At 32.7% G+C, this 12,667-nt stretch carries 24 protein-coding genes and 1 tRNA gene; 1 reads left to right on the top strand and 24 read right to left on the bottom strand.

The window, feature by feature from the left end:
• Positions 1–18: 18 nt before the first annotated feature.
• The 24 genes from FPD38_RS04390 to rpsJ all read right to left on the bottom strand — a co-directional run bounded on the left by FPD38_RS04390 (position 19) and on the right by rpsJ (position 12,358).
• The gene (locus FPD38_RS04390; RefSeq protein ID WP_147555548.1) at positions 19–666 is read right to left on the bottom strand and encodes a ferritin family protein; all 648 of its coding nucleotides are present in this window, start codon (positions 664–666) and stop codon (positions 19–21) included.
• 81 nt (positions 667–747) lie between these two features.
• A complete protein-coding gene (locus FPD38_RS04395; protein ID WP_187153105.1) occupies positions 748–1,767 on the bottom strand; it encodes a type II asparaginase in 1,020 nt (339 codons plus the stop codon).
• Positions 1,768–1,891: 124 nt separating this feature from the next.
• Entirely contained in the window at positions 1,892–2,635 is a 744-nt protein-coding gene (murI, locus tag FPD38_RS04400) for a glutamate racemase (RefSeq protein WP_147555550.1), read from the bottom strand.
• A gap of 35 nt (positions 2,636–2,670) precedes the next feature.
• Positions 2,671–3,933 (bottom strand): preprotein translocase subunit SecY, encoded by a 1,263-nt coding sequence (secY, locus tag FPD38_RS04405; RefSeq protein WP_147555551.1) that lies wholly within the window; start codon positions 3,931–3,933, stop codon positions 2,671–2,673.
• Positions 3,933–4,325 carry a 50S ribosomal protein L15 gene (gene rplO / locus FPD38_RS04410; protein ID WP_147555552.1) on the bottom strand — a complete coding sequence of 131 codons (393 nt, stop codon included), beginning with the start codon at positions 4,323–4,325 and terminating at the stop codon, positions 3,933–3,935. The genes secY and rplO overlap by 1 nt, the downstream gene beginning before the upstream one ends.
• A gap of 3 nt (positions 4,326–4,328) precedes the next feature.
• A complete protein-coding gene (rpsE, locus tag FPD38_RS04415; protein ID WP_039617161.1) occupies positions 4,329–4,772 on the bottom strand; it encodes a 30S ribosomal protein S5 in 444 nt (147 codons plus the stop codon).
• Positions 4,773–4,788: 16 nt separating this feature from the next.
• Positions 4,789–5,145, bottom strand: a complete 357-nt coding sequence (rplR, locus tag FPD38_RS04420) for a 50S ribosomal protein L18 (protein WP_147555553.1) — start codon at positions 5,143–5,145, stop codon at positions 4,789–4,791.
• 9 nt (positions 5,146–5,154) lie between these two features.
• Positions 5,155–5,691, bottom strand: a complete 537-nt coding sequence (gene rplF / locus FPD38_RS04425; protein WP_147555554.1) for a 50S ribosomal protein L6 — start codon at positions 5,689–5,691, stop codon at positions 5,155–5,157.
• A gap of 76 nt (positions 5,692–5,767) precedes the next feature.
• Positions 5,768–6,163 (bottom strand): 30S ribosomal protein S8, encoded by a 396-nt coding sequence (gene rpsH, locus FPD38_RS04430; RefSeq protein WP_039617152.1) that lies wholly within the window; start codon positions 6,161–6,163, stop codon positions 5,768–5,770.
• An 11-nt stretch (positions 6,164–6,174) separates the two neighbouring features.
• The gene (locus FPD38_RS04435) at positions 6,175–6,360 is read right to left on the bottom strand and encodes a type Z 30S ribosomal protein S14 (protein ID WP_012660824.1); all 186 of its coding nucleotides are present in this window, start codon (positions 6,358–6,360) and stop codon (positions 6,175–6,177) included.
• 1 nt (position 6,361) lies between these two features.
• Entirely contained in the window at positions 6,362–6,907 is a 546-nt protein-coding gene (gene rplE, locus FPD38_RS04440; RefSeq protein WP_012660823.1) for a 50S ribosomal protein L5, read from the bottom strand.
• A 1-nt stretch (position 6,908) separates the two neighbouring features.
• Positions 6,909–7,136 carry a 50S ribosomal protein L24 gene (rplX, locus tag FPD38_RS04445; protein WP_039664935.1) on the bottom strand — a complete coding sequence of 76 codons (228 nt, stop codon included), beginning with the start codon at positions 7,134–7,136 and terminating at the stop codon, positions 6,909–6,911.
• Positions 7,136–7,504 (bottom strand): 50S ribosomal protein L14, encoded by a 369-nt coding sequence (gene rplN, locus FPD38_RS04450; protein WP_012660821.1) that lies wholly within the window; start codon positions 7,502–7,504, stop codon positions 7,136–7,138. Before rplN ends, rplX begins: the two co-directional genes overlap by 1 nt.
• Positions 7,504–7,755, bottom strand: coding sequence for a 30S ribosomal protein S17 (gene rpsQ / locus FPD38_RS04455; RefSeq protein ID WP_147555555.1), 252 nt, complete (start codon positions 7,753–7,755; stop codon positions 7,504–7,506). The genes rplN and rpsQ overlap by 1 nt, the downstream gene beginning before the upstream one ends.
• 9 nt (positions 7,756–7,764) lie before the next feature.
• A complete protein-coding gene (rpmC, locus tag FPD38_RS04460) occupies positions 7,765–7,950 on the bottom strand; it encodes a 50S ribosomal protein L29 (RefSeq protein ID WP_039664932.1) in 186 nt (61 codons plus the stop codon).
• A complete protein-coding gene (rplP, locus tag FPD38_RS04465; protein WP_039648881.1) occupies positions 7,937–8,362 on the bottom strand; it encodes a 50S ribosomal protein L16 in 426 nt (141 codons plus the stop codon). Before rplP ends, rpmC begins: the two co-directional genes overlap by 14 nt.
• 2 nt (positions 8,363–8,364) lie before the next feature.
• Positions 8,365–9,066, bottom strand: a complete 702-nt coding sequence (gene rpsC, locus FPD38_RS04470) for a 30S ribosomal protein S3 (RefSeq protein ID WP_147555556.1) — start codon at positions 9,064–9,066, stop codon at positions 8,365–8,367.
• Between the two features lies 1 nt (position 9,067).
• Positions 9,068–9,442 (bottom strand): 50S ribosomal protein L22, encoded by a 375-nt coding sequence (gene rplV / locus FPD38_RS04475; RefSeq protein WP_147555557.1) that lies wholly within the window; start codon positions 9,440–9,442, stop codon positions 9,068–9,070.
• Positions 9,443–9,452: 10 nt separating this feature from the next.
• Entirely contained in the window at positions 9,453–9,734 is a 282-nt protein-coding gene (rpsS, locus tag FPD38_RS04480) for a 30S ribosomal protein S19 (RefSeq protein WP_039664929.1), read from the bottom strand.
• Between the two features lies 1 nt (position 9,735).
• Positions 9,736–10,566 (bottom strand): 50S ribosomal protein L2, encoded by an 831-nt coding sequence (gene rplB / locus FPD38_RS04485; protein WP_039664928.1) that lies wholly within the window; start codon positions 10,564–10,566, stop codon positions 9,736–9,738.
• 1 nt (position 10,567) lies between these two features.
• On the bottom strand, positions 10,568–10,849 hold the full coding sequence (locus FPD38_RS04490) for a 50S ribosomal protein L23 (protein ID WP_039664927.1): 282 nt from the start codon (positions 10,847–10,849) through the stop codon (positions 10,568–10,570).
• 1 nt (position 10,850) lies between these two features.
• Positions 10,851–11,465 carry a 50S ribosomal protein L4 gene (gene rplD / locus FPD38_RS04495; protein WP_147555558.1) on the bottom strand — a complete coding sequence of 205 codons (615 nt, stop codon included), beginning with the start codon at positions 11,463–11,465 and terminating at the stop codon, positions 10,851–10,853.
• Complete coding sequence (gene rplC / locus FPD38_RS04500; RefSeq protein WP_147555559.1) at positions 11,462–12,037, bottom strand: 50S ribosomal protein L3; 576 nt, start codon at positions 12,035–12,037, stop codon at positions 11,462–11,464. Before rplC ends, rplD begins: the two co-directional genes overlap by 4 nt.
• A gap of 9 nt (positions 12,038–12,046) precedes the next feature.
• The gene (gene rpsJ, locus FPD38_RS04505) at positions 12,047–12,358 is read right to left on the bottom strand and encodes a 30S ribosomal protein S10 (protein ID WP_012660810.1); all 312 of its coding nucleotides are present in this window, start codon (positions 12,356–12,358) and stop codon (positions 12,047–12,049) included.
• A gap of 227 nt (positions 12,359–12,585) precedes the next feature.
• On the opposite strand from rpsJ, the gene FPD38_RS04510 reads away from it, so the two are divergent.
• Positions 12,586–12,661, top strand: a tRNA-Ala gene (locus FPD38_RS04510).
• Positions 12,662–12,667: the final 6 nt, after the last annotated feature.

The raw sequence follows: 12,667 nt of genomic DNA on the forward strand, positions 1-12,667 counted from the left end.
TTATCAAGGCTTTAAAGATTATCCTAAAAATTCGCGTTTGAAGTATTCTTTTGGAGCTTTACACAAAGGACAGGCTGCTGGAGCTTTTTTGCCACGATGTATATGACCACAAACTTCACAAACCCATAAATCTTCTACTTCAGAATTAAAAAAATCTTCTTCTTCAAGCATTTTTTTAAGTGCTAAATATTCTCTTTCATGTTCGATTTCTACTTTACCAATAGCAGTAAATAATCTTGCTATATTTTTCTTTCCTTCATCTTCTGCGATTTTTGCAAAATTTGGATACATGGTGGTATGCTCATAATTTTCACCATCAGCTGCGCAAATTAAATTCTTAGCTGTTTCTTCTAAAGCCTTGCCATCGACCAATTCATGATAGGCTTTAAATTCAGCTCTTGCATGCCATTTTTCATTTTCAGCAGCTTCTCTAAAATGTCTTGCAATTGCATGCCAACCTTCTTCTTGAGCTATATCTGCAAACAAGTCGTATTTATTTCTAGCCATAGATTCTCCAGCAAAAGCTTTCATTAAATTTACCGCTGTGAGATCTTTAGTAATGCATTGCATTTGTTCATTACAGCAACTAAGCTTTCCGCCACCAACATTTTGAACCTCTACTTCATTGCCACATTTTTGACATTTATATGTTTCATATTGTCTCATTTTATCTCCTTGATAGACAATTGGATAAATCAAATAATCTTTACCCAAATTGCATTTTACTACAATTTGAGTAATTAAAATTTAGTATTTTAAGAAATATTCTTGAATTTTTTTAGAATCATTTGTTTTTGTTAAAGCAAGCATCAACAAAACCCTAGCTTTTTGTGGGCTCATATCACCTGTATCAATAAAACCAAGTTTTGCATCAGCTTCGCTTACCGATACCCTACCCGATACCACACGAGAACTCACTGCTACTTTAAGACCTTTTTTTAAAAGCTCTTTTAAAACATCTTTTTGATAATTATGGATACTACCAGCACCTGTTCCAGCCACCACTATGCCTTTTGTACCATTTTCAAACAAAGCCTTAGCTGCAACTCCGCTACCATCATTTGCATAACTATAAAGGACATCAACTTTTGGTAATTCTTTTAATTTACTTACATCAAAAGGTGATTTTTTGGTATGTAATTTTGTATTGGTATTATAAAAAAATACTTTACCATCTACTATATAGCCCATATCTCCCATATCAGGTGAGCTGAATGCATCGACATTTAAACTATGAGTTTTCATTACTCCTCTTGCATTTTGAATTCTATCGTTCATAGCAACCATTACGCCTTTATTTTTTGATTGCGGATCCACAGCTAAAGCTACGGCATTATAAAGATTTTTTGGACCATCAGCGCTTATGGCAGTTGAAGGACGCATTGCACCAACCAAAACAACAGGCTTGTCACTTTTTATAGTTAAATTTAAAAAGTAAGCTGTTTCTTCCATGGTATCAGTACCATGAGTAATCACTACTCCATCTACATCACTTTTTAAAAGTTTATTTACTTCTTTAGCGAGTTTGAGCCAAATTTCATTTGTCATATCTTTGCTATCAATATTTGCAATTTGCTCACCTTCAATCACAGCTAGATCTTGAATTTGAGGGACTGCTTTAATTAAAGCATCTACTCCCACAACACCTGCAGTATAACCAGTGGTTGCCACCGCACTATCTATAGAACCAGCTATAGTTCCACCGGTTGCTAAAATTACAATTTTTGGTTTTGCTTCCATAATTCCCACTCCTAAACTAAATACCATAGCAATACACATCAAAAATTTTTTCATTGTTAATCCTTTCATTTGAAACAATAAGGATTATAATGAAGGTAAGTTTAAATAAAAATAAATTATAAATAAAAAAAATATAAATACTAAATTAATATTAATTAAGCCAAATTTTTGCGATATTTTTTAATTTTTCTTCATCACTTGAAGCAAAAAATGATATTTTAGCATCTTGGTATTTTTCTTTTAAATTATACTCTTTTTTAAGTTGCAAAGCTATAGCTTCACCAGAATGTATAAGTCTAGTTTGCTTACCAAAATACTGCTGTAAGGATATTGAAATCAAAGGAAAATGTGTGCAAGCTAAAATCAACGCATCAGGAATATAAGCAAGATCATCAAAATAATACTTAAATGCCGAATTTAAAAAATCTCCTTGAAAAATTCCTTCTTCCACCATAGGTACAAAAAGTCCAGTTGCTCTTTCTTCTACCGCCAAATAGCCTTCTTTAGACAATCGTTGTTTATATTGATGAGAATTTATTGTAGCCTTGGTTGCAATAACTAAAATTTTAGAATTTTTATCATTAAGAATATTTGTCGCAGCTAAAACACCTGCTTCAATCACTCCCAATATTGGAAATTTTACATTAGCTCTTAATATTTCCAAAGCATAAGCACTTACTGTATTACAAGCAATGATTAACATATCAACTTGTTTTTGATTAAAAAATTCTAATGCTTCTAGGGAAAATTTAATGATAGTATCTTTATCTTTTACTCCATATGGAACCCTTGCGGTATCTCCATAGTAAATATATTCTTTGAAAAAATTAGTTTGTAAAAGCGATTTTAAGACACTAAGTCCTCCTACACCGCTATCAAAAACACCTAATTTCATTTTAAAATCAAGAAAGTAGAATTATCTCTACTTTCTTATAAGCCTACCGCACTTAAAGTTTGGTATTTATTCATATAAATTTGAGCTTCTATTTTTCTCATTGTATCTAATGCAACTTGAACAACAATCAACACAGAAGTTCCACCAAAATAAAAAGGTACGCCAAAAAATTTAACTATCAACCAAGGTAAAGTTGATACAAGTCCTAAATAAATAGAACCTGAAAGTGTTAATCTTGATGCAATTTCATTTAAATAATTAGCCGTTCCTTCTCCTGGTCTAATTCCTGGTATAAAACCACCTTGTCTTTTAAGGTTTTCAGCTATGTCTTTTGCATTAAAAACAATTGATGCATAAAAATATGCAAAAAAGATAACAAGTAAAAATGTCAAAAAATGAAAGAAAAATCCATTGGGATTTAAAAAATCATAAATTTTTAATACATATTCATTTGTACTTGATTGCAAAATAGTACTTGGAAACATCAAAATCGCACTTGCAAAAATTGGAGGAATTACTCCACTTAAATTAATCTTAATAGGAATATAATTCATAATGCGTTTGTTTTGATTTTGCATGATTACTTTTCTTGAATAAGAAATAGGGATTCTTCTTTCTCCAAGTTCTACAATGATAATTGCCCAAATAGTAAGTAAAATCACAACTAAAATGGCAATGATAGTCAAGAAATTCATTTCACCTGTATTTACCAAATTTACCGTTCCACTAATTGCACTTGGGATAGTAGAAACAATACCTCCAAAAATAATCAATGAAATACCATTTCCTATTCCGCGTTGAGTGATTTGTTCGCCAATCCACATTAAAAGCATAGTTCCTGCTAACATAGAAACAGCAGATAATGCTATAAAAGTATTCATATCAATCATAATAGCAGATTGGCCAGCTTTTCCATGGAGACTTTGTAAGCCTATAGATACGCCTATACTTTGCACCAAAGTAATGACTATAGTAGCATAACGGATGATTTGCATATATTTTTGCATACCATCTCGTTCTTTTTTCATTTTTCCTATATTAGGGAAAGTTGCAGCTAAAAGCTCCATAATGATCGAAGCAGTAATGTATGGCATAATGCCTAAAGAGATGATGCTAAGTCTTTCAGCAGCACCTCCACTAAACATATTAAACAAGCCTAATGCATTAGAAGCATTAGAATCAAAAAATTCCTTGATAACACTGACATTAACCCCCGGAACTGGCACATAAGCTAAAATTCTATAAGCAAATAAAAAAGCTAATGTGATGAGAATTTTATTTGTCAATGTTTTATTCATTATTTTTGTCCGCTAAAAGTGATCTTCTCGTCTTTTATTTTACCTGCAAGATCTTTTGCACTTACACCAATAAGCTTAATTTTATTGATATTTTTTGAAAGTTTATGGATGCTATTAATTGTTTCAAAAGTAATCTCGCTAAGTTCTTTTATAGCTGTAATTTTTTCAACATTAATCACATAAGGTTTTTCGAATTTAGAAGTAAAACCAACTTTTGGTAGTCTTCTTTGAAGAGGTTGTTGACCACCTTCAAAACCTCTTTTTTCATTGTAACCTTTTCTAGCAGTTTGTCCTTTTCCACCTTTGGTAGAAGTTTTTCCCATACCACTACCTTGACCACGACCTATTCTTTTAGTTTTATGTGTTGAACCTGGTGCTTTTGTTAAATTCATACATTATCCTTTAAGCATTGTAAGTGCTTTAATAGTAGCACGCACAACATTTGCTGAGTTATTTGAACCTAAAGACTTAGTTAAAATGTCTTTGATGCCTGCAAGCTCTACTATAGGACGAGTTGAACCACCCGCTATTACTCCTGTACCCTCACTTGCTGGTTTAAGTAAAATTCTACTTGCATTATATTTTACCTCTACATCATGAGGAATAGTAGAACCTTTAGTTTTAACTTCAACGATATTTTTAAAAGCATCATCAACTGCTTTTCTTATAGCATCTGGAACTTCTTTAGCTTTTCCATATCCTACGCCGACTAAACCTTTTCTATTTCCAACAATCACCAAAGCAGTAAATCTAAATCTTCTACCACCTTTTACAACCTTAGTAACCCTGCCAATATCGACGATTACTTCTTCAAATTCTTCTCTATTATATTTTTCCATCGACCTTCCTTTTGGGTTATAGTTTGATTCCATTTTCTCTAAGTGCTTGCGCTAAAGTTGCAATAACACCATGGTATAAATAACCATTTCTATCAAATACCGCTTCTGTGATATTTTTAGTTTTTAAAACTTGCGCAAATTCAGCTGCTATTTTTTTAGCACCTTCTCTATTTGCTTTTACACCAATTTTTCTACCATCAACAGCCGCTAAAGTCACTGCTTTAGTATCATCAATAGCTTGGATATATAAAGTTCTATTTGACTTAAACACAGAAATTCTTGGAAGAGCTTGCGTTCCTGAAATTTTTGCTCTAATTCTTTTTTTTCTTTTAATTCTTAAAGATATTTTTCTTTTTAATACATTTGCTCTCATATTCTATCCTTACTTCTTAGATGTTTTACCAGCTTTGCGGATAATACGCTCAGTAGAATACTTAACACCTTTTCCTTTGTAAGGCTCAGGTGGTCTAAATTCACGAATTTGAGCAGCAACTTGACCTACAACTTGTTTATCATTACCTTTAACAATGATATTGTTTTTATCTACAGTGATTTCTATACCTTCTGGTATATCATAGTTAATAGGATGAGAAAACCCTAATGCAAGTTCTAAAACTTTACCTTTTAATGCAGCTTTATAACCAACACCATTGATTTCTAAAGTTTTGCTAAAGCCATCAGTTAAACCTATAATTATATTTTGAGTTAAAGCTCTATATGTTCCCCAATAAGCTCTGCTTTGTCTATCTTCACCTTTAGGAGAAAAAAGAATTTGACCTTCTTTGATCTCAACATTTACATTTGCTTTTGTATTAAGCTCTTTTGCCAAATTTCCTTTTTTGAATTTTAGCAAGTTACCTTCTAATTTTACTTCTACTCCATTTGGAATAGCAACTGGTTGTTTACCTATACGTGACATATTTTTCCTTTTTATTTGTCTACGATATGACTACTTTATAAGAATGGATATCGAATACCATAAAAAGTAGAAACTCTTACCAAATAGTACATAAAACTTCGCCACCAACTCCTGCTTTATAAGCTTCGTCGTTAGCCAAAACACCTTTAGATGTGCTTACTACTATAGTACCATAACCATTTTTAAATCTTTTGATTTCATCTTTACCTTTATAAACACGACGGCCAGGTTTTGAAATGCGTTTTACTTCATTGATAACACTTTTACCTTTTTCATCGTATTTTAAAACTACATTGATGAATTTCTTTTTATCTTCTTCTATAACATTGAAACTTTCAATATAACCTTTAGCTTGAAAAATTCCAAGCAAAGCTTCAATAACCTTAGAATGCAGAAGTTGAGTAGTTTCTAATCTTCTCATCCCAGCATTTCTAATTCTTGTAAGTGAATCTGAAATTAAATCATTTATCATGGTTCTTCCTCTTACCAACTTGCTTTTTTAAGACCAGGAATCAAACCTTCATTTGCCATTTTTCTTAAGCAAACCCTACAAATTCCAAAATCTCTATAAACTGAATGTGGTCTTCCACAAATTTGGCATCTAGTATACCCTCTAACGCTAAATTTAGGTTTGCGGGCAGCTTTTGCAATCATTGATTTTTTAGCCATATTACTTTCCTTTTGCAAATGGCACGCCAAATAATTCTAATAATTTTTGTGCCTCTTTATCTGATTTTGCTGTTGTAACGATAGAAATGTTCATACCATGAGTTCTTAAAATTTTATCATATTCAACTTCTGGGAACATCAACTGCTCGTCTAAACCAAAGTTATAATTTCCTCTTCCATCAAAACCATCTCTTGGAAGACCTCTAAAATCTTTTACACGAGGAAGTGCAATAGTAATTAGCTTATCTAAAAAAGCATACATATTATCTTTTCTTAAAGTTACCATAACACCAACTGGAAAACCTTCTCTAACTTTAAAACCAGCAACTGATTTTTTAGCTTTTGTAATAACTGCTTTTTGTCCAGCAATCAAAGAAATAGTATCAGCAACATTTTGCAATACTTTTTGATCTTTTGCTAATTCTCCAGCACCAACACTTATAACAACTTTTTCTATAAAAGGTATAAGCATAGGGTTTTTAATATCAAATTCTTTAACTAAAGCAGGTTTAATATTTTGAGTGTATTTTTCTTTTAATCTCATCATTTTATTCTCCTGCTTTTGCTACATTTGAAATATCCATTGGCATTTCTTTATTTACAAAACCACCATTTGGATTTTTATCACTTGGTTTTACAGCTTTTTTAGCAATTTTACATCCTTCAACTATAACTTTATTTGTTTTAGGGAAAACTGCTAAAACTTTACCTGTTTTACCTTTGTCATCACCTGCGATAACTTTTACCATATCATTTTTTTTGATTTTTAATTTCATTACAACACCTCCGGTGCTAGTGAAACAATTTTCATAAAGCCACCATATCTAACTTCACGACCTACTGGCCCAAAAATACGAGTTCCGATTGGCTCTCTTTTAGCATCAAGAATTACTGCTGCATTTTCATCAAAACGAATCAAAGAGCCATTGTCTCTATGAATTTCTTTTTTGGTTCTAACAATAACAGCTTTAACAACTTGACCTTTTTTTACTTTACCATTTGGCAAAGCTTTTTTAACAGATGCTACAATCACATCACCCACAGTAGCATATCTTCTTTTGCTACCACCTAAAACCTTAATACACATTAATTCTTTTGCGCCGCTATTATCAGCAACTGCAAGCCTAGTAAAACTTTGAATCATTACTCAACTCCTGCTGATACTATAGTTTTTAAGCGAAATGATTTTCTTTTAGAAAGCGGTCTACACTCAACTGCAATGATGATATTTCCCACTTTAAGCTCATTTCTTTCATCATGAATTAAATATTTTTTAAAGCGTTTTACTATTTTTCTATATTTTGGATGAACAACTTTTCTTTCAACCAAAATTGAAGCTGTTTTATCTCCAGCAATTTGAACAACAACGCCTTGAATTTCTCTCTTAAATGCCATTTTCTATCCTTATTTTAAAGCGCTAATTGCAGTATTGATTCTAGCGATGTCTTTTTTAACCTCGCTAATTTCTTTAGGATTAGTTAGCTGCATTGTTTTTAGCTTTTGTCTTAAAGTAAATAAAAGCACCTTTTTTTCTTTTAGCATTGTTGCAAGCTCGGCTGCTGTTTTATCTTTAATCTCAGTATATTTCATTTTGGCTCTCTCTTGTAACAAACTTAGTTTTAAACGGCAATTTATGCATAGCTAAAGTTAAAGCTTGTCTTGCCATTTCTTCATTAACCCCTGCCATTTCATAAATTATACGACCTGGCTTAATGTTCATTACCCATTCTTCAACTGCACCTTTACCTTTACCCATACGAGTTTCTAAAGGTTTTTTAGTTAAAGGTTTATCAGGGAAAACTCTAATCCAAGTTTTACCTTGTCTTTTTACAAAACGAGTTAAAGCAATACGAGCTGCTTCAATTTGACGAGAATTTATACGGCCAGCTTCTGTCGCCTTTAACGCATAATCGCCAAAAGTAAATTCAGTTCCTCTGTTGGCATAACCTCTGTTACGCCCTTTCATCATTTTACGATATTTTGTTCTTTTTGGCATTAACATGATTATTTACCTCTTCTTGCTCTTCTTGGTTTTTTAGTAGGAGTGTTTTCTTCGGTTTTTTCAGATTGAACACCTTTTTGTAAAACTTCACCTTTAAAGATCCATACTTTAATACCTATATTTCCATAAGTAGTATGAGCTTCAGCAAAACCATAATCAATTTTTGCTCTTAAAGTATGAAGTGGCACACGACCTTCTAAATACCATTCAGTTCTTGCCATTTCAGCTCCACCTAAACGACCAGAAACTGAAACTTTAATCCCTTTAGCGCCTGCTTTTTGTGCCCCTTGAATTACTTTTTTCATAGCTCTTCTAAAAGCAATTCTTTTTTCAAGTTGCGTAGCAACACTTTCAGCTGCAAGCTGAGCTGAAGCACCTGCTTTTCTTTCTTCTTTGATGTTGATATTTACTTCTTTACCGATTAAATCTTGAAGCTCTTTTCTTAATACATCAACATCACTACCTTTTTTGCCTATTATAATACCAGGTCTTGCAGCTACAACAGTTACTCTTAATTTTTTAGCTGTTCTTTCTACAAGAATTTGACTAATTCCAGCATAATAAAGTTTTCTTTTTAAAAAGGTTCTGATTTTATAATCTTCACCAATATTTTCTGCCATATTAGCTTTAGTAGGAAACCATCTTGATTCCCAGTTTCTATTAATTCCTAATCTTAAACCAATCGGATTTACTTTTTGTCCCATATTAGCTTTCCTTTTTCACTGATGCTTTTTTAGCTTTTGTAGTTTTTTCAGCACTTGATTCTACCTTGCTAACTTCTACTAAAATATGTGAAGTTGGCTTTCTAATACGACTAGCACTTCCTCTAGCTCTTGGTCTAAATCTTTTCAAAACTGCACCAGCATCAACACGACAACTTGAAACAATCACTTCATTTGCTTCAAATCCACCATTTGCAACAGCACTTGAAATAGCATTTGCTATAAATTTAGCACCCTTATTTGGCATAAATTTTAAGCTTGCTAATGCAAGTTCAGCATTCATACCTTGAACTTCTCTAGCTATCAATCTCGCTTTAGTTGGAGATAATCTTATGAATTTAATCAATGCTCTACTCATAAATTTCCCCTTACTTACCTATTTTTTTCTGAACAGAGCCTTTATGACCCTTAAATGTTCTAGTAGGTGCAAATTCACCTAATTTATAACCAATATGATTTTCAGTTATATAAACAGGTATAAAACTTTTACCATTATGCACATTAAAAGTTAGACCTATCATATCAGGTATAATAGTGCTGCGTCTTGACCAAGTTTTAATTGGCTTACCATCGTTAGCTTTTTTAGCAGCGATGACTTTTTTCATTACATGGTCATCAACAAAAGGACCTTTTTTTAGTGACCTAGCCATCTTACTTTCCTTTTCTTCTTGAAATTATTAGCTTATCGCTAGCTTTTTTACGGCGAGTTTTTGCACCTTTAGTTGGTTTACCCCAAGGAGTAACTGGATGACGACCTGAATTTTTCTTACCTTCACCACCACCATGTGGGTGATCTACTGGGTTCATTGCACTACCTCTAGTTTGCGGACGAATACCTCTATGACGATTTCTTCCTGCCTTACCGATAGTCACATTTGACCATTCTTCATTCCCAACTTCACCAATACTTGCCATACATTCAGCTAAAACTTGTCTCATTTCACCGCTTGCAAGTCTTAAGATAACATATTTTTCTTCTTTACCCATAAGTTGCGCATATGCTCCAGCTGAACGAATCATTTGTCCGCCTTTACCTGGTTTTAATTCTATATTATGCACTATAGTACCAACTGGGATATTTCTAAGTTTCATTGCGTTACCTGGTTTAATATCAAGACCACTTTCAGCAGCACAAACAATATCACCAACACCCAAACCTTTTGGTTGTAAGATGTATCTTTTTTCGCCATCTTTATAAGAAATCAAAGCTATACGACAATTTCTGTATGGATCATACTCAATAGCTTCAACTTTACCTTCAATGCCAAATTTTCTTCTTTTAAAATCTATAATTCTATAAAGTTTTTTAGCACCTGCTTCTTTATGACGGCTTGTGATTCTACCATTATTATTACGACCTGCATGTGCTGGAAGTTTTACAAGTAATGAACGAACACTAGCTTTTGCTGTAATATCTTCAGAACTTACGCCTGTGATATATCTTCTACTTGGAGTATATGGTTTATATGTTTTAATTGCCATCTTATGCCTCCGAATTTTCTAAGCTTACACCTTCTGGTAGCTTAACATAGAATTTTTTAAAGCTATTTCTTTGACCTTCACGACCTCTAAAACGCTTTACTTTTCCATCCATTTTTAAAGAATTAATTCTTACTGGAGTTACACCAAAATATTCTTTCAAAACTTCTTTTAAACCATTTTTAGTCATTTTTGGAGAAGTTTGAATCACTACAACACCTTGTTCTTGAAGGCTTAAACTTTTTTCAGTATAAAGTATTGTTTTTATATCAGTAATATCTGCCATTTTAACCCTCTTTTACGATAGATTCAAGTGCTGCTTTTTCAATAATAACAGCCTTAAACACAGATATTAAATAAGCATTTAGTTCGCTTATATCAACAACATAGCAATTTGCTAAGTTTCTAAAAGCAAGAAATGTTTTTTCATCTAGCAAGTCTTTTACTATTAAAGCATCTTTCAAGCCAAGCTTTTTAATAACTGCATTTGCATCTTTTGTTTTACCGCTTTCAATATTTAAGCTATCTACTACAAATAATGTATTATTGTTAGCCTTATCAGCTAATGCTCTTTCAAGAGCCAAACGTTTTTGTTTTTTATTAACTTTTTGAACATAATTACGATTGTTTGTAGGACCAAATGCTACAGCACCACCAACCCAAACATTTGTTCTTGTTGAACCAGCTCTTGCACCACCACGACCTTTTTGTCTCCATGGCTTTTTACCACCACCACTTACATCACTTCTACCTTTAGTATGAGCAGTATTTGCTCTAAGGCTAGCAAGATAAGATTTTACATATAAGTAAAGGTTATGAGGATTAACTTCTGCATATTTTGCAGGAAGATCGAGCTCACTAGCTTTTTCAAATTTATCATTTAAAACAGTTGCTTTACTCATTTTGCAATCCTTATTTTACCCATAGCACCATTATGTCCTGGAACCGCACCTTTAACAACTAAAATTCCATTTTCTTCATCAAATGATACTACTTCATTTTTCACAGTAACTTTTACATTACCATAGTGTCCTGCCATTTTCATACCTGGTTGAACACGACCTGGCCATTCGCGGTTACCAATCGATCCATGTCTTCTGTGGAATCTTGAACCATGACTTGCAGGACCACCAGCAAAACCATGTCTTTTTACAACCCCACTATAACCTCTACCTTTAGAATTAAAACTTACTTTTAAAATTGAAGCTTCTTTTAAAGGATTAAGATCAATATCACCTGCTTGTGTATTTGCTACTTCTAAAGAAGCGAATCTATTAAATTCTGCTGAAAGATTGTATTTTTTTTGCTGACCAGCAATGCATTTATTATTTGTTTTGCCTTTTACATAAGCAACTAAAGCCTTCCCATTTTCTACTTCACATACTTTAGTTTGAACAAGTTTAAGCAAGGTTACAGGAATGCTTGGTGTATTGATTGTTCTACTCATACCAATTTTTTCTACAATGTATTCCATATTCTATCCTTATTTACCCATAGCTCTTACTTCAACATTGACCTCTGGAGCCAAGTCAAGCTTAGTAAGTGAATCTACTGTATCTGGAGTAGCTGCTACTATATCAAGCATACGAGCATGAATTCTCATTTCAAATTGTTCGCGTGAATCTTTGTTAATATGCGGAGATTTCAAAACTGTATATCTTTTGATTTTTGTAGGCATTGGCACTGGACCTCTGATGTCTGCGCCTGTTCTTTTGACAGCTTCTACAATTGCTGCAACTGTGCGATCTAGAACTCTATGGTCATAAGCTTTTAGCTTAAGCCTGATTCTTTCCATATTTTTTCCTTTGTAAAGAACTCGTTAGATTTGATGTAAATCTAACCACCATATAAAAATGATTGTAAAATTATATAAAATAGCATTTTGAAAGTCAAGAAATAATATAATTTTTTTGTATTTTTATCCTTATAAAAAGGAAAAAAATGATTTTTTATATACAAATACAATCATTTAAGAAAATATAAGCTACGATATATTATCATTACTTAATTTTTTAAGAAAGAGGGGCATTAGCTCAGCTGGGAGAGCACAACGCTGGCAGCGTTGGGGTCAGCGGTTCGAGCCCGCTATGCTCCACCATAAATT

Source organism: Campylobacter volucris (assembly GCF_008011665.1).
Classification (GTDB): domain Bacteria; phylum Campylobacterota; class Campylobacteria; order Campylobacterales; family Campylobacteraceae; genus Campylobacter_D; species Campylobacter_D volucris_A.